The sequence below is a fragment of the Nicoliella sp. ESL1120 genome, from assembly GCF_058508515.1.
The window spans coordinates 1,138,870-1,165,046 of the sequence record NZ_CP196383.1; the positions used below are offsets into that span (position 1 = coordinate 1,138,870).

Below are 26,177 nucleotides of genomic sequence, written 5' to 3' on the forward strand. Positions count from 1 at the left end.
CTGAGAATTCGTACACTAAATGAACTTAACGAATTTCTTATTACTTGTAATATAACGGTGGTTGCCTAGGTAGAACCTAGTTAATCCCTTGTACTTAACGACCCGTTGAATCTTGATCTTAGAGCCGGTCTTAAAGTGACGGTTGTTCGTCTCGAACGTCTTATCACTGTGCGTCCAAGCCCCCTTCGGATTAATGACCCGAACCGTTTTACGACTGTGCTTAGCAACATCACTTGATTGATAGTAAGCGTTCTTCACGAAACTAGGTTTGACGGTAATGTAACCGCTAACGTTTTGTGATGAAAGGTGGCTCTTAACGTAGTAACGAACTAACCCATTCTTTGAAAGTTTGATCTTCTTAATGGCAAATTCGTAGACCTTGTTTTGGGCAAGTTTAGCCCGTTTAACGATCCGACCATTATTCGTGAACGTTGCATCGTTATAAACGTAGAGCGTCTTAGTATTGTAAACGTACTTCGCATGTTGCTTGAACTTATTGTTGAAGGCGGCAACGTACCCGTTTTGATAGCCGAGGGCCTTGCCACTGACTGAACTAACCGGCATGCTTTGCGTCTTTGCTTTAGCTACTCCCGCTTTGTAGTCTCTAAGCCCTACTCGGTAAGCCTTTGCATAGTTAGCAGCATAAGTTGCATCGTCATTATCAATCCTTTGGGCCTGCTTCTTCGCACCGGCCATGTAACCATCATAAGCTCCCTTATAACTTAAGTCATCAGCCAATGTGGAACGAACGTGCTTATTCAGCTTAGCATCTTTCATCCCAGTTGCATAGTAATCAGTAGTAGCGGTGGACGAATCACTAGTGCTACTACTTGAAGTACTAGTCGAACTAGCATTGGAACTGCTGGATTGCGCAGCACTAGCAGAACTAGCAGAACTACTGGTAACGAACGATGATTGGAGAGACGTTGCTTGAGCCACTAAACTAGCAACTGCACTAGCATCGCTAACCGCCCGACTAGCCGCACTGGAAGCAATCGCATTGACTGAATTCATAGCAACAGAATTGCTATTCATTCTTGCGATGCCGCTATCAGCAATGCTCAACGCTAGCTGAGCCGTATTAGCAAGGCTATTTGCAGTACTTGAATCACCCTGAGCGTATGCCGAGCTAGCAGCGCTATTGATCGAGTTGGCCTGAGCGACTGCGGTCGTAACCACTTGGTTCGCACTACTGTTATCAGCACTGAGTGAAGCCGCATAGCTTGATGCCAAACTGGTTTGGCTATTAGCACTAGCGGTATCGGAATTAAGCGCATTAACGACGGTGGCGATACTACTTACGCTACTGGTCATACTTGCAATGCTATTGATCTGACGCGCCCCACTCGTTGTTTGGCTATTAGCGGAACTGGCCACACTAGCGTAGTAGCTAGTCTGATTGACCTGGGTGTTGACCCCTGAATAAGCGGATGAAGCAAGCATCGTGAACACTGAAGCTGAGTTCGCAAACGTACTGGTACGAACGGCAGTTGAACTAGCCGCCACTGCAGAACTAGCTGCTGATTGGGCGGTCACTAGGGCTGCATTGATGGTGGCACTAGCAGAACTGGCAGTCGAGCTGGCAGTTGAAGCTAATGCACGTGCCGTAGTGGCAACCGAATTAGCCGAGCTAGCGACCGATGCCATCTGACTAGCCGCATTCAAAGAAGTAGCAACGGTACTATAAGCGGACTGTGCTAAGCCTGCATAGACGCTACCCATTGCAGAACTGCCCTGGGCATAGTATTGACTAGCCTGACTAGCGTAGCTTTGCCCCACTGAAGCAACACTTTGGGCATTGCTATTGATCGTTGTAGCAACACTAGCAGCCCGATCAGCATTTGAAGCAGCTTGACTTGCGAGCAATGATTGTTGATTAGCAACACTGTTGGCACTGGCGAGTTGACTGGCGGCACTGTTGGCCACACTAGCTTGTTGAACCACTTGGCTAACGGCGGAATTGGCGGTTGCTACGCTATTAATAGCACTGAGCACCCCGCTGGCAGCGGTACTAATTTGATTAATCCCACTAGCGGTACTGCTTACGGTATTGCGACTTTGCTCAGCACTCACAGCCTGGCTATTCGCAAAACTGGTGAGACTGGCCACTGACTGTGCAATTTGCCGTGCTTGGTTGAGTTGATCAGCACTAACGGCCGATTGAGCAGCCACGACGGCCACACTGGCTGCACTAGCGGCTGAATCCGCAATGCTATGGGCATTACTATTTGCAGCATAGGCACTGGCAACGGCTTGGTTAGCTGAACTGAGCGCTGGACTGAGTTGGGTAGCAGCCTGAGCCGCAGAATTAACCAACCCTAAAGCAGCGTTGGCCAAACTATCATAAATGCTGGCAGCATGCTCATCACCAGTAGCAACTGCTGAACTGGCCTGAACAGCGTAGGAACGACCAACACTAGCGGATTGGGCAGCGTTACTGCTCAACGATTGAAGCTGCAGACTAATCCCTTGCGCCGTACTAGTGGCTTGACTAGCAACACTAGCGTTTGATTGCGCCACGGAATTAGCTGAGCTGACAACGATCGCTACGGAACTTACGATCTGAGCTTGAGAATTGACCAAACTATTGTTAGCGTTACTTGCAACTAAGCTGTTCGCAATTGAGCGTTGCCCATCAACAAACCCACTAGATTGGGCGGTCGCAGCAGCTAAACTAGCAATTGCACTGGTTTGGTCATTAACAGAACTATCGACACTGTTAAAGGTATTTTGTGCGCTGTTTACCGCGCCTGCGTAGCTAGTAGCAAAGCTAGTCTGACTAGCGATTCTCATCGCAGCAGTCACGGTAGCACTGGCGGAATTGATCACTTGCTGTGCAGTGGATACAACGCTTTGGGCTGAACGTGCCGTTTCATTAGCTGTCTCAGCAACCCCTGATAGTTGATCAGCACTTACTTGGGCGGAAGCAACGGCCGTTGAAGCAGCCTGCGCTAAGCTATGCAAAGTAACTGCTGCATTCGAATCACCACGACTATCGGCAACTGACGCAGCGGAAGCATAGGCCTTTCCGGCACTGGCCGATTGAACGGCAGCATCCCTAAGCCCGTTGGCCACGCTGGTTGCACTATTGGCAGTTGAGGCAGCTGCACTGGCAATTTGGGATTGTTGTTGAACAACTTGATCAGCAGAATTAGCTTGACTAGCAGCAACGCTGGCAATCGAAGCCTGAGCACTAATGGCACTGTTGCTAGAAACGGAAGCGTTCAAGCTTGCGATCGCATCCGCAGCATTGTTAACGAAACTAGTAGTTTGACTAGCAGCGCTGGCCATTTGATTAGTTGCTGACTGTGCGTACCCAGTAGCACTGGCTGTCGTGTTAACAACACGGGCGACTGAACTAACGTGGGCCTGGCCACTATCGATCGAACGATCGTATGCACTCACCGCACTCGATTCCTTACGGGCGGCTTGTTCTGCAGCCTGTGCAGATGCAAACGCACTAAGGGCAGCTTGATGTGCGGTCGTGGCTACCGTAGAAGCAGAATTAAAGGCGCTAGCGGCTGAAGTAACCAAGCCATTGGCTGATGAAGCAACCGCCGTGAACGAATTGGCAGCCTGTGATGCAGCACTAGCGGCTGAATTAAAGACCGCAGCTTGACTAGCAGCTGCTGAAGCTGAATCGTTCGCCCCTCTGGCAGCTGCATTGATGGCAGCACTGGCAGCAGAACTAGCGGAACTGGCATTTAAACTAGCAATATTGGCATTAAAGGCTGCACTTTGCTTAGCATTATTAACCACGTCATTTTCACTCGCAACGACCGTAGCAGCAGATTTGGCGGTCACTACTGCTGAATTTGCAACTACTCCAGCAGATTGAGCCACTTGATTAGCACTATTCACGACGCTATTCCCAGCATTAACGGAAGCAATCGATTGCGTAGCACTAGCCAAATCATTAGTAGCATTAGCAGTGGATTGCACTAAGCTTGAGTCGGCCTGCTTATTTTCACTGGCAGCACTCATACTCATTTGGGCTGCACTTTGGGCAACGCCAGATGCAAGATCAGCAGTCGTTGCAGCAGCCCTAGCAGCGGAAGTGGCAGCACTGACGTAATCAGCTGCCATGGCCGCAGCATCAGCTTTACCTACCGCAGCTGAAATATTAGCTGCGATCGAATCAGCAGTTGAGCGCGCAACACTGGCGGCACTGTAGGCATTTACAGCACTGGTATTTGCAGCACTTGCACTGGCCATTAAGTCGGTTGCACTTTGCGCAGCGGATTGAACGTTGGTCAATGCAGAATTAGCTAAACTGGTGTAGGTTTGGGCGTTACGTGCATCGTTTTGGGCAGCCGCAGAACTAGCGAGGGCGGCAAATGCCCGTCCTGCCGAAGCATTCGAACTAGCTGCACTGCTAAGCGATTGCACTTGACTAGTGATCGCACTAGCTGTAGATGCAGCAACACTAGCAACCTGAACTTGTGATTGAACAGCCCCGTTTGCACTCGCAACTTGTCCAGTTGCAGAACTAATGAATGTTGATTGAGCGTTCAACACGGCGTTATCAGGATGAGCAGCACTCAAACTAGCAACGTGAGTGCCAGCTTGGTTAGCTGAGGCAACGACTTGATTAGTCGATTGGTTCGCTGATTGGACCTGCGCACTGGAATTAGCAGCATTGTTAGAAGCAGCATTCGCAAAGTTGCTTGCGCTCCCAATAATATTTTCAGCGCTGTTCATCGAATCGTCATAACCACTGATTGCGCTTTGAAGACTATTAGCAACGCTAACTGCTGAAGCAACTACCGAAGCATTTGAGCTAGCATTACTATGTGCACTAGCAATGGTACTGTTGGCAACACTGGCTACGCTAGCAGCAGAGCTAACGAGCGAACTAGCGACACTAGCAACGTTGGTAGCGGAACTAACGACTGAAGCATTGTTGCTGGCAGCGACTTGATAAGCACTGGCTTGGCTAGCGGCAACACTAGCGGTCGTAACATCACCATTTTGAACCGCTGTCGAAGCAACGTGTGCAGCAGAACTAGCCGCAACCGCATTTGAGTTTGCAGCAATGGTAGCACTTTGGGCCACCGAGTTAGCAACACTGGTCTGGACATTTGCAGATGCAGCCACGCTAGCAGCTGAATTGAACGTACTTGCAGCCCCACTAGCGACTGATGCAGCTGAGTTAGCGGCGCTTGCAGCACTTTGCGCCGTCCCGTTAGCTGGGTTGGCAGATGCAATCGCATTGGCAACGCTAGCGGCACTCGTGGTCGCAGTAGCCATGCTTTGGGCTGCAGCACTGTTTGCTGATACAGATGCATTATTCGCACTCGCATTAATAGCAGCTTCGCTGGCTGTCTGTGCATTGGCGATCGCAGCACTAGCGTTAACACTAGCTGAATTAGCCGCATTGCTAGCGGCACTAGCATAACTGGTTTGTTGAGCGACAGTATTAGCAGTTGATTGGGCGTTTGCGATCGTCGTTGCAGCAACACTAGCTACTGATTGGGCGGAATTAGCGACACTATTAGCAGCACCTTCTGCCGCGCGTGCTGCAGAAGCAGTCGCTGCTAATTGACTTGCAGCACTGGCAAGGGAAGTCACCTTGTTCAATGCTGAACTAGCAAGACTCGTGTAAACGCTTTGGACGTTGTTATCACCACGGTTACCAGCTTCAATCGCAGCGGAGGCGTATTGTTGCCCATCACTTGTAGCTGCACTGGCAGTATCACTCAAGTATTGAACCGCGTTGCTAGCACTATTGGCAACTTGATTGGCCGAACTAGCAACCGATGACTGCCGTTGCAATTCATCATTGGCACTAGCCAATTGGGTCGCTGCAGAATTAGCAACTGAAGCCTGCGTGCTGATGGCACTGTTATTAGCAAATGCCCCACTCAGACTGTTGAGTTGGTCAGTAACACTGTGGGCAATAACATTGGCCTGAGCGGTCGATGAAGCAACTACACTGAACTGGGCATTAGCACTCGTTGTTGCGCTAGCTGCCTGGCTGGCAACACTACTTGCGCTATTAATTACGGATTGAGCACTATTGGTCGTTTGAACATAGCTACTAAATGCGACTGCATTGTTGCTGGCAGCATTGGTTGCAGAACTAGCGACATTAGCGTACGATCCAGCATCATTGTGGGCACTGATGGCCGTATTGTTGGCTGAAGTAGCGGCACTAGCGGCTTGACTGGCAACTGAGTTAGCAGCCTGAGCTGTGTCCTTAGCGCTGCTTGCAACCATTGAATTGGCGCTGGCTACAGAATTAAAGGCACTGGCTTGACTAGCATATGAACTAGCAGCACTGGAATTCCCGTTATTCGCAGCTGAAGCCGCCTGACTGGCAGCAAAACTAGCCGCACTTGCATTTGAGTTAACGACGCTGGTTGCACTCGAAGCGATCGCACTAGCAGAGTTCGCCTGACTAGCGGCTGATGATGCAACACTACTTGCCGTTTGGGCGTTCGCATTCGCACTATTAGCAATTGCTGCAGCCGAACTAGCAGCACTGGCGGCGCTCTTCACAACGGCGGTCGCAGAATTGTTGTTAGCAACCGAACTAGCTAAGCTGGCCGCAGAATTGGCTGAAGCCGCTTGTGATTGCGCATTGGCAGCCGCAGAACTGGCGGTTGTACTTGCTGCATTCGCACTATTAGCAGCACTCGCAGCGGCACTGTTATCAGCATTTGCCGTGTTGGCGGCACCAGAAGCATTCGATTGGTTACTATTTGCACTGATGGCAAAGTTGGCAGTCGATTGAGCTGCTGAGACCACCGCACTCGCAGAAAATGCGGTTGATTGGGCAGCGCTGGCAGCTGCATTGGCGCTACTTGCAGTGCTATTAGCACCACTGGCCACTACAGCCAGTTGACTAGCCGATTGCACGGAGTCATTCACATCACTGAGTGCGGAGCTAGCTAAGCTGTTATAGATGCTTGCAGCGTTCGAATCATTCTTGCTGGCAGCATCACTAGCAGCTGCCGCATATGATTTACCAACACTAGCGGTCTTAGCAGTAGCGCTAGTAACTGATCCAACCGCACTATTGGCACTGGCGGCGATGGCAGCAGCAGAACTGGCGGTAGCAACATCGCTTTGCGCATTTTGATTAGCAGCTGCAGCTTGATTGGCAGCAGAACTAGCAAGTGCTGCTTGAGCACTTACCACACTATTATTAGGATATTGTGAACTCAAACTGTTCAATTGACCAGTTGCACTGCCGACCGATTGGTTAGTAACACTAGTTAAACTAGCGTTGTTGACAGTATTGGTAGCATTATTACCAGCAACACTAGCGGCAACAGAAGCGGCATTACTGATCCCACTTAGTTGACCTTGCGCATTACTCATTGAACCGTTATAGCTATCAACGGCACTGGAGTTAACGGCGGCTTGACTAGCGGAACTAGCTGCGGAATGGGTCGCTTGGTTAGCGCTGGTAACGATTCCGTTGGCTGAACTGACCACACTGGCGGCCGAACTGGCAACGTTACTTGCCGATGATGCCGTTACAGCAGCGGAACTGGCAGCCTTTGCCCCATCACTGGCGATGGAGTTATAGGCACTAGCTTGACTAGCGGCAACACTAGCCGTTGAAGCATCACCGTTATTAGCGGCAGAAGATGCGACAATGGCAGCCGAACTAGCGGCTGCCGCATTCGATTGGGCAACACTGTTGGCGGATGAAGCAACTACACTGGCTTGGCTAGCGGATTGTTGAGCAGCATTCGCAACGGAAGCAGCGGAACTAGCAACACTGGCGGCACTCGTAGCGTTGGCAGCGTTAGAACTGATCGTACTGTTAGTTGGGTTAGCTGATGCAATCGCATTCGCATCGTTGGCAGCCGATTGGGCAGCGGAAGCACTGGCAGCAGCGGATTGGGCAACGGTACTGGTTGCGGCACTCGCATTGCTTGTGGCTTGGTTATTGGCACTAGCGGCACTGGCGTTCGCATTAGCAGCATTCGCATTCGATGCAGCGGAACTAGCGTCGTTAGTAGCACTGGCAGCAGCACTAGCATTCGCACTGGCACTAGTAGCGGTTGCACTGGCGGCGTTCACTACTGATTGAGCTGCACTAGCAGTCCCACTGGCAGCAATAGTAACGCTGTTTGCGGAACTAACCACTCCAGCTAATGAACTAGCAGCGCTTGCAGCACTGCTGAGGCTGTTGATTGCCGAACTGGCCAAACTGTTAAAGACGCTCGCGACATTCGAGTTGCCTGCAGTGACAGCTGAACTAGCGGCAGCAGCATATGACTTCCCGTCGGTAGCCGTTTGAGCAGCGGCACTGCTGAGCGAGTTGAGCGCACTGTTGGCACTATTGGCAACTGAATTAGCGGAGCTGGCAGTTTGTGATTGTTGTTGAACCACGCTGTTGGCACTGGCAGCTTGACTAGCAGCACTATTGGCTAGTGAGGCCTGTTGACTAACCGCACTATTATCCTTGAACGCAGAGCTGAGTGCATTCACCTGACTGGCGGTGCTGGAAACGAATCCGTTCGCCTGTGAAGTGGCGCTGGCATTACTGCTTACTGCGCTATTGGTGTTATTGGCCGCAGTCACAGATTGATCAGCGGAACTACTTGCTGCATTGATCTTTGATTGGGCCTGGTCGATAGCGGCGTTGTCATTATTGGTAACACTGGAGTTGACCACGGCATTGGAAATCACTTGGCTAGCGGAACTAGCGGTCTGACTAGCACTTGCAACGACACTGTTGGCAGAGCTGGCCAAACTTGCCTGGGCGCTTGCGGTAGCACTGGCGGATTGGGCATCGTTATTGGCAGCACTGGCAACGTCAGCCTGCTTACTTGCGGTGACACTGTTGGCACTGGCAACGCTAGCAGCGGAGCTAGCCGTACTTGAATCACCAGCCTGGGCCGCCGAAGAAGCAACGATGGCGGCGGAACTAGCGGCATTCGCTGCGGATTGAGCAACACTGTTAGCACTGGAAGCACTGGCGTGGGCGGAACTAGCATGAGCAGCGGCGGAACTAGCTGAATTGGCGGCATCATTGGCAACACTTGCGGCACTGCTTGCTTGTGATGATGCTGAATTAGCAGCACTAGCGACACTTTGCGCCACACTGTTATCTGGATGGGCACTTGCAATCGAGTTGGCTTCGCTAGCTGCCGATTGAGCAGCACTAGCATTCGTATTCGCAGCTCCTGCACTGGCTTGAGCAGCACTGTTAGTAGCACTGGCACCATTAGCAGCAGTATTGGCAGCGTCGTTATTAGCATTTGCGGAGGCTGCATTGGAAGCGGCGGCACTCGCATTCGATTCAGCACTAGCTGCTGAGTTAGCGGCACTCGCTGCGGCGTTGGCACTGGCATGGGCCTGTGAAACGGCCTGACTAGCGACAGTCGCATTGGATTGAGCCGCAATAACGGCAGCCTTAGCATCATCTGCACTGTGGCTCGCAGCAGTAGCTTGATCAGCTAAGCTGCTTGCCGAACTAGCGGCATTGGCCATCTCACTTTGCGCAGAACTAGCCAAACTGTTGTAGATGCTGGCGGCATTCGAGTTACCACTTTGGGTCGCCACACTCGCAGCGGCGGCATAGGAAGCCCCATCGGAACTGGTCTTATTAGCAGCACTGCTGAGTGAACTAACGGCACTGGCCGCGCTACTAGCAACTGAAGCAGCGGAACTGGCGACCGTTGATTGACTTTGGGCAACTTGGTTGGCACTGTTGACCTGGCTAGCAGCAGAATTAGCGTTGGCGATCTGGGCACTGACCGCACCGTTACTTGAATATGCAGAACTCAAGCTGTTAACCTGAGCGTTTTCACTATTGGCAGCACTGGTCGTTTGTGCAGTGGCACTGGTAATCCCATCGGCATCCGAATGATCAGCGGAAGCGCCACTCGCAGCCCCACTGGCGGTAGCACTGGCACTGGTGAGCTTGGCTTGGTTATCGCTCATCGCACTATTGTAGCTATTGACCGAATTGGTGTTGGCACTCGCAGCAGAAGCCGCACTGTTAATGGCGCTGCTGTAAGAACCAGCGGCGGAACTAGCACTGTTGGCAGCGGAATTGGCCGAACTGACCACGCTGACCGCGGAACTAACGACCGCACTGGCCGATTGGGCAACACTAGCTGCTGAGCTGGCAGCCTTAGAATTATCGCTGGCGGCGGAATTAAAGGAACTGGCCTGACTCACATACGAACTAGCAGTGCTGGCATCACCATTGGAAGCCGCACTGGCCGCCTGACTAGCAGCAGAATTAGCGGCACTGGCGTTAGCACTAGCGGCAGAAACAGCATTTGAAGCACTGCTCTTAGCGGCGTTGGCTTGATCAGCTGCTGAAGAAGCGACCACGGAAGCGGCATTCGCCGAACTAGCGAGGCTGTTCGCCTGGGCGGCAGCAGAATTAGCAGCACTGGCAGCACTTTGCACCGCACTGTTATCTGGGTGAGCGGAAGCAGCGGCGTTCGCATTTTCGGCACTCGATTGTGCAGCACTGGCGGCGGCATTCGCACTTTGGGCCGTTGAACTAGTGGCTGCATTCGAATTAGTGGCACTGTTGGCAGCGCTGGCAGCGGCATCGCTACTGGATTTAGCAGCATTGGCGGTGGCGGAAGCGGAGCTGGCATTCGCATTCGCCCCACTCGCCGTTTGCTCTGCGGAAGCGGCAGCAGTTACAGCAGAATTAGCTGCATCAATGACACTAGCAGCAGCACTGGCGGTGCTACTTGCTGAGTTAGCGGTGTTTTGAGCGCTATTAGCTGTATTACCAGCATTGGTGGCCACGATTGCTTGCGAACTAGCAGCATTGTTATAACTACTTACGTCACTAGCAGCGGAGTTTGCCAAACTATTGTAGAAGCTTTCATCAGTCGTTTTACCGGCAGCAGAGGCTTGACTGGCCTGAGCGGCATATGACTTCCCGATTGCAGCGGAGTTTATGGCAGCGGAACTAAGTGCATCAACGGCACTGCGAGCACTATTGGCAACGACCGCAGCAGAACTGGCCGTTGAAGATTGTGCTTGGGCAACGCTGTTGGCACTGCTGAGTTGATCAGCGGCAGAACTAGCGGCCGCAGATTGCGCATTGATGACCGCATTGCTAGGCACTGCCGAATTTAGGCTATTAATGGCACTGATTGTCCCTGCGGCACTGCTGGTCAGTTGACCAGTCGCACTGGCGATCGAACTAGTAACGGAACTGGCGTTATTAGCGGTGTTGGCCCCGGCAGTGGCGGTGTTGCTGGCACTCCCGATTTGAGTGGCGGCACTATTGAGCGAGCCGATGTAGCTATTAACGGATTGGGCATTGTTAGTAGCTGCGGAGGCTGCACTGGAAGCGACGCTATTGTATGAGCTAGTCGTACTATTAGCACTGGATGCCGTTTGGTTAGCGGAACTAGCCACACTCGCAGCGGAACTAGCGGTTGAACCTGCAGCTTGGGCGTTGGCGTTCGCGGAACTGACAACGTTAGCGTTCGAACTAGCAGCTGAATTAGCAGCACTGGCTTGGCTGGCGGCTGAATTAGCGGTATTGGAATCGCCATTTTGGGCTGCGGATGAAGCAACGCTGGCAGCGGAACTGGCGTCGTTAGCATTCGAGTTCGCAGCGGATGCAGCACTGGAGGCGATGCTAGATGCCGAGTTAGCCTGATCAGCAGCCGATGAAGCAGCATTATTCGCACTGTTTGCAGAACTAGCGGCACTATTAGCCTGTGAAGCCATCGAATTGGCATCACTGGCTGCACTTTGGGCGGCACTGTTGCTAGGTTGAGCAGATGCGATCGAGTTCGCCTCGCTCGCAGCAGCATTAGCAGCACTGGCGCTGGCATTGGCTGAATTAGCAGCCGAGCTAGCCGTACTGTGCGCCGAGTTGGCAGCCGAAGCTGCGGCACTAGCGGACTTACTGTTGTCATTGGCAGCACTGGCTTGTGATTGAGCAGCTGAAGCAGCACTGGCAGCAGAACTAGCAGCATCGGCAGCATTGGCAGCTGCTGTGGCATGCGATTGAGCAGTATTGACGGTTGCACTAGCGGAGCTAACGACTGATTGAGCAGATTGGGCACTACTTTGGGCCCCACTGGCAACCGCGTTGGCTGAGCTGGCGATCGTTGCCAAGCTGTTGGCGGAGTTAGCGTAGCTATTGGCGTTACTCAAAGCAGAGCTAGCGAGACTGTTGTAGATGCTAGCGGTCTTGGAATCGCCATCGTTAGCAGCACTATTGGCTGCTGAAACGTATGAATTCCCGGAAGCCACATTTTGGTTGGCACTACTGCTAAGGGCGTTGATCCCACTATTGGCGGATTGGGCAACCGAAGCGGCTGAACTAGCAATTGCTGATTGTTGTTGAGCAACGCTGTTGGCACTGGAAACCTGGCCTGCAGCGGAGTTGGCCACACTGGCCTGACCACTAACGATACTATTATTGGAGTATGAAGAGCTCAGGCTATTGATTTGGCCAGTCGCACTAGTAGCAGCCGAATTAGCCTGGCTCGTGGATCCAGCAATCTGGCTGGTAACTGAACTAGCGGATTGTGCTGCATTGGCTGCAGAACTAGCAGAGTTAGAAGCTGAATTGAACTGGCTTTGGGCGCTGCCCATCGAACCGTTGAAAGCACTGATCGAATCGGCGTTGTTGCTAGCACTAGCCGCTGTCGAAGAGGCTGCGCTGTTGAATGAACTAGCGGCACTAGTGGCAGAGCTGAGCGCACTATTGGCGGAGCTGAGCACGTCAGCAGCGGAGCTAACGACTGCACTGGCCGATTGCGCAGATTGAGCAGCCGAGCTAGCAACAATTGCGTTCGAACTAGCGGCGCTGTTCGCATCAGCAGCAGCCGATGCAGCAGCACTGGCGGTCTTGGAATCACCATCCTGGGCAGCTGAACTAGCCACACTCGCAGCCGAGCTGGCAACGTGGGCGTTGGAGCTGGCGGCACTAGCGGCATTGGATGCCTTTGATTGGGCTTGGCTGGCCTGATTAGCTGCAGATGATACTACACTAGCAGCAGAATTTGCTGAATTGGCCGCACTGCTGGCCTGCGTTGCTGCAGATTGAGCCGCATTGGCAGCACTTTGCGTCGCACTATTTGGATTAGCAGATGCGATTGAAGCTGCACTTTGGGCGGCAGAATTGGCAGCATCAGCAGAAGATTGAGCAGCGCTGGCGATTGATTGGGCTGCACTGTTGGTAGCACTAGCAGCATCGTTGGCACTTTGGGCAGTACTTTCATTAGAACCGGCAGTAGATGCCGTAGCACTAGCGGATTGCGCACTATTGGTAGCAGCGGAAGCGAAGCTAGCGGCACTGGCAGCATCGTTAGCCTGCGATTGTGCAGTTGAAATGGTGGAACTAGCGGAGTTTACAACAGATTGAGCGGAACTAGCAACGCTAAATGCCACATTAGCCGCACAATTAGCATTGGTGGCGGTGGAAGCTAAGCTATTCGCATCGCTAGCATACCCACTCACGTCGCTGAGCGCGGAACTGGCCAAGCTATTGTAAATGCTTGCCATCTCTGAATCACCCTTGCTGGCAGCAACACTGGCGGCAGATGCGAATGAGTTCCCAGCACTAGCTGATTTAGTGGCCGTACTGTTGACCACGCTGGTGGCACTGGCGGCACTATTGGCGACTGAAGCTGCGGAACTGGCAATTCCAGATTGTTGTTGGGCAACCTGGTTGGCACTGGAAAGCACACCAGAAGCAGAACTAACTGCTGATGATTGCGTATTGATTGCAGCGTTACTTGGGTAAGCAGAATTCAAGCTATTGACCTGGTTCGCCACTGAATTAGCGGAACCATTGGCCTGAGTGGTAGCACTAGCCACTTGGCTGGTGGCTACACTTGCGTTATTAGCACCGTTCGCAGCGGCGGTGGCGGTGTTGCTAGCACTCCCGATCTGGGTCTGGGCACTTTGGACCGACCCGTTATAACCGTTAACGGAACCAGAGTTATTGTTAGCTGCTGAAGCAGCACTCGAAGCAACATTAATGTAAGAATTAGCGGTGCTATTAGCGTTCGAGGCAACACTATTCGCAGAACTAACTGCGCTGTTAGCGGAACTAACCGTTGATTGGGCACTATTAACATCACTGGTAGCGGAATTAGCGGCATTGGAGTTAACAATCGCATTCGAACTAAAGGCACTGGCTTGACTAGCAGCGGAACTAGCGGTACTTGAATCCCCACTTTGGGCGGCGTTTGAAGCAACACTGGCAGCGGAACTAGCAGCGGCAGCATTCGAACTAGCAGCACTCGCAGCAGATGAGACAACGTCGGCAGCGGAACTAGCCTTAGCCTTCGCCGATGATGCGTCTGCGCTGGCGGAGCTGGCCTGGTTAGCAGCAGAACTGGCTTGACTAGCAGCTGATTGCGCATCACTGGCAGCACTTTGCGCCGCACTGTTGGATGGATTAGCACTCGCAATTGATTGTGCAGATTGGGCAGCAGAGTTAGCAGCATTGGCGTTCGATTGGGCAGCACTAGCGCTATTGGCAATCGTACTGTCACTGTTGATCGAACTAACCACGGAACTGGCAGCTTGATTACTACTTACTGCTGAACTAGCGGTAACGCCAGCTGATTGAGCCGCGGTAGAGGCACCATTGGCAATGCTTTGGGCAACCGCGGCATTGCTAACGACAATCGCAGCACTTGCGATTGCTGAACTAGCGGAATTAACGACTCCCTGGGCGGAAGTGGCCGCATTTTGTGCACCACTAGCGACAGTGTTGGCAGAAGTGGCAACGCTGGACAGACTGTTAGCAGAACCGACATAGCTGTTCACATCGCTGAGCGCAGAGCTGGCCAGGTTATTGTAGATACTTGTGGTGGTCGAATCATCGCGGTTAGCGGCATCACTAGCAGCGGCGGCATATGACTTCCCGACACTGGCCGATTTGTTAGCAACGCTGTTAAGAGCATCCATCGCACTGGAAGCACTATTAGCAACCGATGCAGCAGAACTGGCGAATGATGATTGCTGTTGGGCAACTGCATTGGCACTGCTTGCTTGGTTAGCCGCAGAGTTAGCCACTGAAGCTTGTGAGCTAATGATAGCGTTATTCGGGTAGTTGGAAGTAACGCTGTTGATTGATCCCGTGGCACCAGCGACACTGCTGTTCGTTTGACTGGTGGTATTAGCGACTTCACTAGTATTAGTAGCTTGGCTGTTCGCACTGGTGGTGGCGGAATTAACGACATTGCTAGCGGCGGACAAACTATTTTGCGCCGATTGCATTGATTGATTATAGCTATCAACGGCAATTGAGTTTACACTGGCGCTGTTGACAGCATTGTTGGTCACACTGCTGTATGAACCAGCGGCACTGTTGGCACTACCTGCGATCGAGTTAGCAGAACTCAAGTTTGCGTTGGCAGAACTAAGAGCCGCGCTCGCAGAAGTGGCTGAATTAACCGCAGAGTTAGCGGCGGCTGAATCTTGACTAGCTTGACTGGCGTATGAAGCAGCCTTGCTAGCCGCATCACTAGCGGCTGAGGAATCCCCCGCTTGGGCGGCACTAGCGGCATCGTTGGCAGCAGCACTAGCGGAACTGGCATGAGCATTAGCATTTGAAATTGCAGCACTGGCGGTGGCACTAGCGCTGTTGAGTTGAGAAGCGGCATTGGAAGCGGCACTGGAAGCCACTTGGGCTGAATCAGCAGCTGATTGGGCAGCGGATGCGACCGAATTAGCAGCACTGGCAGCACTTTGCGCCGTACTATCATTAGGGTGCAAAGAGGCGATCGAATTAGCAACACTGGCAGCACTCTTCGCAGCATCAGCACTGGATTGGGCGGTGTTGCTAGTAACGGATGCCCCACTGGCAATTGAATCCATCGATGACTTCGTTGAACTAGTGGATTGGGCAGTATTAGCAGCCGAACTAGCGGCGCTGGAAGCTTGACTAGCAGCGTTGAGTGCATTTACGGTCGTATTGATTTGGGCGTTCAACGTGTTCGCACTGTTTTCATCAGATTGGGCTTGGGTCGCAGCACTCTTGGCACTGTTAGTAGCGGTGGTAACTTGACTAGCTAGTGTTGAAGCTGTCGTCGTAGCAGATTGGACCTGGTTCACCAAACCAGCCGCATTGGCGTTGAATTGGTCCCCGTACGATTGATTGCCGTCAGCATATGCCTGGCTGGCTAGGCTGGTGTAGAAGTTCACCATGTTCGCGTTGGAAATGGTTGCTTGGTTCAAACTATTAAAGTTGGCAGCAAGCCGTGCCGCATTCGATGCAGCCACACTTGCGTTGCTCCTTTGTGATGCTGCATCAGCATTCAAGCTGCTGATGCTACTGAACGTTGCACTGACAGTGGCTACGGCGGCACTCACTGCAGGATTGTTGGAATAAGCTGACACTACCGATGAAGAAACGATATTGGCGTTAACGTAAACGCTATTGACCTGACCAGCAGCCGAACTAGCGGTACTTGATGCAGAAAGAGCTTGATCAGCATTGGTGCTAGCAGCATTAAAGCTGGCTTGAACCGTGGCAGATGCACTGGATGCCAGGTTGTTATTAGCGGATACCTGTGATGACGCCCCTGAATTAGCACTACTGAGCGAACTGGCATCGCTATTAGCGGAACTGACCTGGGCATTAGCACTGGCAGCAGAACTATTGACGGTTGCTACCGAATTAGCAAGTGAGTTCAAAGCACTTGAAGCGCTGTTAGCAGCGCTATCAGCACCAGATGCAGTAGCATTGTATGATTCAGCAGATGAGTTAGCCTGACTAGCAATCACTGATTGATCTGATGCAGCAGAAGTATCGCCACGACTAAATGCAGAAGCGGCACTAGCGGCGGCATTGCTGGCAATGGTAGCCTCGGATCTGGCAGAATCCCGTGCAGAATTAGCAGCAGTATTGGCAGATGTGATTGCACCACTCAAAGCACTGGCGGTACTAGTGGCACCATTAACTGCGGAAGCCTGTTGACTAGCTACAGTTGCAGCACTGTTGGCAACAGAAGCGATTGATTGGGCCTTACTGTTGTTAGGGTTAGCGCTCGCCACCGAATTAGCATAACTAGCGGATTTGCTGGCAGCACTAGCGGTTTGAGCAGCTTGGTCCGCATTCATGCTAACGTTGTTCGCACTGTTGGAAGCGTTAGTAACGCTATTAACGATATTGGCAGCATGGGCGCTAGCACTGTTGGCAGCGGTATTAGCTGCACTGGCATCGTTACCAGCGTTGGTGGCGTTCGCACTGGCTTGACTGGCGGCAATTAAGCTGGCCTTGATTTGTTCAGCAACAGAACTAGCAAGTGAAGCATTCGTTGAGTCGGTCTGGGCCTGAGCTTGTGCACTCGCCCCCGAACTATTGGCGTTGCTAGCAGCGGTTGATTGGGCAGTAATTGTTGAATTAGCATTCGATAGCTCGTCTAGAGCAGTATCGGCCATGTTGCTGTAGAAATCACCAGTATCAGACTTACCGTTCGCATAGGCACTATTGGCCTTGCTAGCGTAGGAGTTGACCTTGGAAACCGCCCCACTAGCAACCATTGAAGCGGAGTTGGCAGCAATCGTGGCACTTTGCGCTGCTACGTCGGCACTACTTGCAAGACTCGATTGACTTTGAGCATTCGTATTCGCATTCGCTGCTTGACTCACGGCACTCGTCATGTCACCCACCAAGCTATTAACAAAGCTATTTGAGGAGTTGGCACTAGTAAATGAGGCAACCGCACTGGCGTTTGATGCCACGCTTGAATTAGCTTGTGAAGTAGCGGCGGCCAGTGAACTAGTGGTAGCAGAGTGAGCTTGGGCACTGATGCCGCTCACGATCGACGCATTCGGACTGTTCAGACTACTTGCCTTGCTATTCGCACTGTTCATTGCAGTGCTTCCGATGGCTGCACTAGCACTAGCAGCACTAACGGCAGCCCCAATGGATGTGACCGAGGCATTGACAGATTGGGCGCTACTATCGTATAACGCAGCTTGACTGGCAGCATTGCTAGCGGTGCTGGTAGCAGCAGCAATGCTTGATGCTAGTTGACTAGCGTTTGTAGCCGCTGTTTGAGCAGAAGCCGCATTACTATTGGCGGCACTCGTGTAGGAGTCCCCTGAACTTAATAAGCCTGCTTGGTAGGCGGATTGAGCTGAACTGGAGTTGGAATTAAATGATGCGTTAAAGCCATCAACAGCAGAATTAAGACTACCGATGGTCTCCTTCATCCTATCAACAGCTGTACTAGCCGATTGCGCAATGCTGGATTGTGAATTGGCGTCTTTTTGGTATGACGATAGCGTTGAATTAGCGCTGCTTAGTTGACTGGCGTAACTCTGGTAAACAGCGTTACTAGGGTTGCTGCTCAACAATGTCCCTACGAAAGAAGCGTTGGAACTAGCGGTGTTACTATAATTGCTCACATTGTTAGCATGAGAAGACGCAGCGCTAGCGTATGAACTAACGCTCGTTGTATAGTTAACCGCACTGACTACCAACCCCTTCGCTGAACTAACAGCGGATTGGTTCGTGGAATTATTAGCTGCTGCTGATTGAGCGTGATTAAGGTTTGCAAGCGCATCTGAATAAGCACTCTTCGCAACACTTTGTAGCGCACTAGCAGAAGAGGCATCCCGAATGGCACTGGTAGCAGCAGTCGTAGCGGTACTCAATGCATCGGCAGTGATCTGGGCGTTACTATTTGCAACGGATTGATAGGAATTCATCGCAGCCACGTTTGAAGCAGCTTGGGATGCTAAGATCTTCCCTAAGTCAGTATTCCCAGTATTAAATGCAGCAGCGGCCTGACTATTGAGTGCGTTCACCTGCGAAGCGGTTTGAGCAGCGTTGTAGTTAGCCTGACTAACGTTCGAGTTTGCAGAGGAAGCTAGTTGACTAGCACTATTGGCGGCGCTGGCCCAGCCATTAGCGGTGCTGCTCAAGTTAGCAGCAGCTGTATTAGCAGATTGGACCACGCTATTTTGAGCAGAAACGACCGCATTAGAGGCGTTGTTAGATGCTAGCGGCGCAAGGCTATTTGCACTACTACTAATGTCGCTAGCGTATGAAGCCGTATTGCTGGCCGCACTGGATGCTAAATAAGCATTGAATGAGGCATTCGAATTATTGACCGATGCTGATTGGGCAACGATTGCGGTAGTCGATGCAATGCTAGAAGCAGACTGGGAGGTTTGGACTCCAGCATTATTACCAGAGATCGTAGTCGTAGCGATACTGTTGGCCAGGCTATTGGCAGCGGAGGCATTCGCAGCGTTTTGACTAGCGTTTTGGGCATCCACGATGCCTTGACTAGCAGCTGAACTAGCCACACTGGTTAACGATGCAATCGAACTGGCGGTGCCACTAGCTGAATTAGCAATGCTATTTGCAGTGGCAACCATCGAATTAGCGGTATTAATGTAGCTGTTTCCATCACTATCTTGCCCAGCATCAAATGCTGAATCAGCACTTGCTGAGAGACTCGCAACGCTGTTAGCAATATCATTAATGGAATTCTTGCCACTTGAGATGGCTGAATTTAAAGCATTGGCAACTGATGATGCTGAGTTAGCAATACTAGATTGTAAACTAGCATCAACTGAGTTTGAATGAGCACTACTTGCCGCCTGTTGAGCTTGGCTGGCCGCACTAACGATGGCTGAATTACTAGCGCTGCTTATAGCCAGGGCCGAAGCTGATCCAGCAGCATTGGCTGCCGTAGAGTTATAAGCCCCCGCCGCAGTGTTGGCGCTGTTTGCAGCACTGGCGTAACTATTAATTGCACTACCGTTCGCAATAGCGGCCCCACTAATCCCGTTAATTGCGGATTGGTTCGCGTTGACTGAACTAGTGTTATTATTACCGCTATTAGCAGCGTTGGCAGCGGCACTGGCCACTGAACTGGCAACGCTAATGGCATTGGCAGCTACCGAAGCGGCACTAGTTGCGCTGTTCATCGCGGCATTAGCGGCATTAAATGCAGAAGCAGCTGCAGTCTTATTAGCCGCAATCGTTTGTGACTGAACATTGATGTCGCTGTTCGACGATCCGATCGCATTAGACAGCGAAGTGATTTGTTGTTGATACAAACTCCCCAACTGATTGTTCCCGGTAGCGTAGGCATTGGTAGCTTGGGAACTCAGTTGATCAAGGGTATTCAACTTATCCTGGGCATTTTCCTGGTCACGACTGGCAATGGAAGCCGCCTTAGAGGCACTGAGGCTAGCTTGGGTGGCGATGCTATTTTGACTGCTTGCCACCGCATTAGCGCTGTTGGCAACGACGTTAGCAGAATTGACTAGGGCAACTTGACTACCAACGAAGCTGTTCTTAGGGTTGGCAGTGGCTAACGAACTGGCGATCGCACTATTACTATTGGCCACGCTGGTCGCACTACTGGTAACTGAAGCAGCGGAACTAGTGGCACTGGCGTACGAGCTCACTGATGATTGATCACTATTAAGAGCGTTCACGCTAGCACTTGCACCACTGTAACTATTGCTAGCTGCAGTAGTGGCGCTGTTAATTGCGTTATTAGCAGTTGCTGAATCGCTGGATAGCGAAGTAGCGGCAGCAGAAGCACTACTGATCAAAGCGTTCGCACTGGCGGCGTTACTAGCGTCGTTGCTAGCCTGACTGGCGGCGTTTTTAGCAATTTCAGTTTGCGTATTTACAACAACCGCTTGACTAGCGGCAACACTGGCCGCTGAAGCAGCGTTACTTGCAATTGAATTTGCATCAGCGGTAAAGCTATCACCCAACGATTGATTACCAGAGATGTAGGCACTAGCGGCCGAACTGGTAGCGGAACTTAAAGAACCAGGGGCTAATGCAATCGCTGAACTAGCACTAGCAATGCTAATTGCAGCCGAAGCAGCCACAGAGTAAGCACTAGATGTAATCCCCGATTGAACCGCAGCGTCTGAATTATAAAAACTAGCGTTATAGGCAGCGTTACTTGCCACGACGGCGTAGCTACTTAAAGCGTAGTTACTAGGGTTTTGACTTGCCAGGGTTTCAACTGCACTCGCATTGGTTGAGGCTGAGCTATTAATATCTTTGGTCGAATTTGCAGCATTTGAAGCAACAACGCTGTAAGAGTTAGCCGCACTAGCATTAACGGAGCGCACCGTCCCAATTTGGGTCGCGGCTGAACTCACCTGGTTGGCGTTGCTCTGGTTAGCAGCGGCAATACTTGCGGTAGCCTGGGCGGAATTGAGGGCGGCGATGGCAGCAGCGGCAGCATCTTTAGCTTTGGTCTGTTCGGATTGGGCAGCAGAAGCATTGGAACTCGCTGAAACAGTAGCAATACTAGTTTGAATAGCCGCACTGCTTGCCTGACTAGCTGCTGAACTCGCCACTACATCGGCACTGGCAGCTTGGCTACTGTAAATAGAAGATGCATCACTGTTTTTAGCGTTAGCAGCGCTGGTTGATAACGAATTAAAATCATTATGCGCACTAGTGGCACTGCTGTTCACCCCATTATAACTATCCGTTGCGGAAGCCGCGCTTTGCGCATCGTTGTAATTATTAGTTGCACTACTATAGTAACCATTTGCAGCATCCATTGCGGAAGTGGCAACACCTGCAGCTGAACTCGCAATACTACTTTGGAGCGAAAGGAGCGAAGTTAGTGACCCCGCACTCGATCCATTGGCTTGACTATTCAATTCGTTCGCAATACTAGTAGTGGCAGCAGCAGCTGAACTCGCCAGACTCTTATAGTAACTAGCTAAGCTAGAGTTAGCAAAAGCTAATGACGCCAAGATCTTAGCGGCATTGGCCTGACTAGCAGCGTTTGAAGCCCCCGCACTGGCATTTTCACTATTGTACGCGCTGAAGGCATCTGAAACCGCACTCCCAATCGAATCATTGGCTAAACTAAGGATTGCATTAACACTACTTAACACCGAATTAGCGGCGGAAGCAGATTGATTAGCGTTAGAGACATTGATCAAAGCCTGACTTGCGTTTGAATATTGACTAGCGGCGTTAGATGCTGCAGACGATGCCAACACTGAGTTGGATGAAGCGGTACTGTAATCACCATTTTGGGCGGCCGCCGATGCTGCTGAGTAAGCCGTTGAAGCCTGGGCACTGGCAGTATCAGCATTACTGGAGGCAATAGACGCAGCCCGACTTTGTTGGGTGGCATAGCTACTAGCCGAGGTAACTACTGAGTAAGCTGAAGATGCTTGTTCAATGGCTGGATTGACAACTGAAGATTGGTAAGAAGTAATCTCGGAATAAGCCGTTGAAATCTGCGAATTACTAGAATAAGCGCTATAGTATTCACTGGCTTGACTGGCAATTTGGGAAGCCAGTGAGGCTGAGAATGAGACTTGCCCAGAAGTATTAGTAGCAACTGAATTAGCAGCATTAATTCCGTTGGAGAAGCTACTTACTACAGCACTGGCGGAAGCGGTTTGGCGATCGTATGATGAAGCCTGACTAGATGCACTATTCGCTCCATTAGCATATGAATTAGCCGAACTAGCGTTGAGCACAGCTGAATAAGCACTGCTAATTGCACTAGCGGGGGCACTGGCAGCTGCTTGATCTGAGCTAGCGCTGGACTTCGCATTGGCGGCCACGACCGAATTACTGGCGGCAATTGAAGCTTGGGAGCTAGCTTGCAGGGCAGCACTAGCGGCAATGCTGGCGTAAGATGATGCAAATGAATTTTCGTTCGTTGCTCCAGAATAGTTCCCGTTCGAATTATATTGCACCGCTTGGTTCGCATGTGAACTGGCTTGGGAACTAGCAGAACTAATTACAGAATTCAAACTATTGATGGCACTAGCAGCACTGCCATATGCCATACTGGCACTGTTGGCCAAGCTACTTTGGTTATTAGCATCGGAATTCAACGAGTTTAAACCATTCCCGTTGAAATTAGATGCAATCACATTTTGGGCGCTAGCTATAGCCGAATTACCGGTGATGGTTGCGGCAATGCTATTGACGCTTCTGGAATTATTCATTGCAGAATTGTAGATACTATTCGTTCCACCAGTGGCTGAATTAGTAGCACTGGCGTCGCTACTAACGTTATTACTTGCACTGACGGCACTGACCGCACTATTCCCAGTTGTTGAAGCTGATTGAGCCGTGCTATTGGCAGAACTGGCGTTGGCTGAGGTATTTGCAGTTTGGGAAGCAACAACGACGCTGTTAGCCCCAGAATTGGCCTGGCTAATTGCGTTGGCAGCTGAACTAACAACGCTCATATAACTGTTTGCTTGGGATGCTGCAGTATCAGCAGCTGATCTTTGGCCACTGGCAATTTGGGAAAAGCTACTTGCCGATTGCGCATTTTGGCTCGCCAAAGAAGCGTAGCTAGAAGCGCTTTGGGCGGCAACTGAAGCGGCACTTGAGTTGCCCTGCGACATGTAGCTATTCGCACTACTGGTTTGTGCAGTGGCGGCTGCGTTATTGGAACTTGCCGAACTAGCGGCAGCATTTGCTGCATTTGCCGCTGATTGGGTGTTGCTGGCAGCCACACTCGCCGTTGAACTTAAAACACTAATTTGAGCATTAGCACTTTGAGCAGATTGACTGGCAGTGCTGGCCTGGGAGGCATATGATTGCACCGCAGGATTACCAGAATTAGCACTGGCTAACGAGCTTAGTTGTGAATTTTGGCTACTAGCGCTATTAACCGCATTGCTAGCGTTACTACTGTTATTTTGAACATTACTGGAATCCTGACCCGCAGTTGTTGCATCACTTTGGGCCCCTGAAGCATACGATGAGGCACTGGCAGAAGCGCTCGCGGCGTTGTTGGCGTACGATGAGGCTAAACTCCCCTGGTCAACGTTGTATACGACGGTCGTAACGATGTTGCCAGTGCTATCACTAACGTTACTAGTCGTTGCTACGCTAGTTTGATTTGCAGTATATCCGCTAATCGTTGGTGAAGGAACAGCGGCAAATGAATCGCTACCCTGAGCAGTCCATTTTCCGTCAGTGACCTTCCCAGTAACTTTATTAGTGGTCTGAATCTGGTTAAACGTAATCGTTTGGTTCACATCATTCGCAGCAGATGATCCATTTGCGTATTGATAATGGATGGTCCGATTTACGGTTTTAGTATTAGTTACCTGAGTAGTTCCTTCGTGCAAGAGCACGTAGTAGTTTTGATCCACTAAGTCGTTATTATCAAAGTAAGTATTGTCGGAGCTATTGGTAAAGCCATCACTATCTAAGACATAACCACTATTAAGATAACTATTCAGGCGATTCTTGGTGTTGTAGTTTAGACTTCCACCACTATCCCCTTCCAAAGTATCCCGTTGTAAAATTTGGCCAGTCGTCTGATCGACGTAGTTAATATTGGCTTTTTGAATCGAGGTGTAGGTCATGCTGTTTAACTTAATTGTTTGGGTCGCTGCAGAATAACCAGTCGCTGCCGTTAAGTTAAAGTAGGTTGCTGGATCGTTTTGATCATAGGTGATTCCCTGCGAAAATGTAACTGAGTTAGCACCACTACTATCATAGATGGTCGCAGTTAATGTCCCCTGTCCAGCAGTACTGGAAGGAGTGTAGGAAATCACGATCCGATGTGCATTCCCATCGGTTGCATTGATTCCACTATTGGCGTCAATACTTTGAACGGTATCTTCGTTAATATGTCCGTAACCGCTAGAATCAGTATTTACAAACGCCCCGTAGGGTGATGGATATGAATCTCCAGCAGACTTAATCTTGGTCCCGAAAATTCCGTTCAAATAGTTGCGATAAATATCTTTTTGATAGGTATCCAAATCCCCATCCAATTGAGTCGTCGTATTTCCGTTGCTAGGGGTATCTGGGAACGTATCAAGCTTAAAACCAACGGCATTCGGAATTCCGTTGATCCCAATTCCACCACCAGCAAGCCCCTGTTGATTTCTAGCACCCTTGTAGAGCACGAACCCGATCCCATCAGCGTTACTACTGAGGGTCACATTACCGTCCAGTGTAAAGGACTGTCTTAGGTCCAGTGAACCATTGTAGGCAACATTGGTACTCTGGGATTTGTCATTAGTCAGAGTCAGGGTATTCGATGAAATGTCTAGGGATGGGACTGGATTATTTCCAGTTAGCGTGGAGGTCCCATTGGCAGTCCCGTTCAGAGTGAAGCTAGTTCCGAACTGTTGAGGACTATTCAAAGTCGTTTGGGTCCCAGAAAGATCTTTATTAACAGTGGTAGTGGTGTTATTTGGGGTCACTTTAGAATAGTCAGTCGTTTGGGTCGTGGTATCGCCAATTCGATCACTTAGCCCCGCAGCGTCCACTTGATCTGGATATTCACTGTTCATGACCACTACGGCGTTGCTGGCGGCCAGATAGGCGTTCGACATCATGGAATAGTAAGCCGAATTAGCAGCGACTAAAGAAGCCAGTGAATTTTGATCACTAGCATTAAGTACTTCGGCAGTGAGTTTGGTGGAAAGTAACTGCGCAGCAGTACTTTCGGCACTCCCGTTGGCGCTGTAAGATTGAGCCACTTGGTAGGCAGACGAAACAGCACTAACGTTACTATCGTTAGCGCTGATGGCTCCACTATTTTGAATCGTGACTAATGCCAAGCTATTAATGGCACTAGCATATGAGTCAATCTTTGCAAGGCTACTCTTCACCTGTGCAATCGCACTGGCATTGCTTTGGTGCGCAGCATCAGATTGGCTATCCGCTGATTGACTAGTGTTATCACTACTACTGGATTGATCGGCACTAGCACTCGATTGACTATCGTTGCTAGTACTATCCAATGCACTAGTCGTACTTGCTGAGCCCTGGGTATTACTGATAACACTCGAACTGGTGGTTGAATCAGCACTCACCGAAGCATCAGTGGTGCTGAGTGCAGAACTACTAGAGCTGGCACTTTGTACACTATCTCTCTGTTCGCTGTTACTATTTGTAGCATTGATCGAACTTGATTGCACTGCATTGGTTGATGATGAAGCAATGCTTGACTCATCATCATCGGCATTACTATCACTTGCCGATTGAGTTAACGTACTGGCATTAGCGGTTGCATCTTCATGCGCAATTACGCTACCTCCGCCCATTACAGTCAGCATTGATAGCGATACCACTACCCAATGCTTTTTAATCTTTTTAAGCTTTTTCTTATCGTTTACCTTGTTAAATCTAAGTTTATTATAAAGCATTCTAACATTCCCTCTTCGCAATCCATTTACGGCACTATACACTTAATATCATACAAAATGAGCACTCACATGTAAAGGTCTTTATAATTATTAAAGATAAACAAGGG

Annotated in this window: 1 protein-coding gene; it reads right to left on the minus strand. The window is 50.7% G+C overall.

What is annotated here, in order from left to right; all coding sequences use genetic code 11:
• Positions 1-15: 15 nt before the first annotated feature.
• Positions 16-26,070 (minus strand): mucin-binding protein, encoded by a 26,055-nt coding sequence (locus ACSYTE_RS04905; RefSeq protein WP_491716347.1) that lies wholly within the window; start codon positions 26,068-26,070, stop codon positions 16-18.
• Positions 26,071-26,177: the final 107 nt, after the last annotated feature.

What these genes read in the sequence shown, in the direction of transcription:
- ACSYTE_RS04905 (WP_491716347.1), bottom strand. Translation starts at nt 26,070, where the DNA reads ATGCTTTATAATAAACTTAGATTTAACAAGGTAAACGATAAGAAAAAG.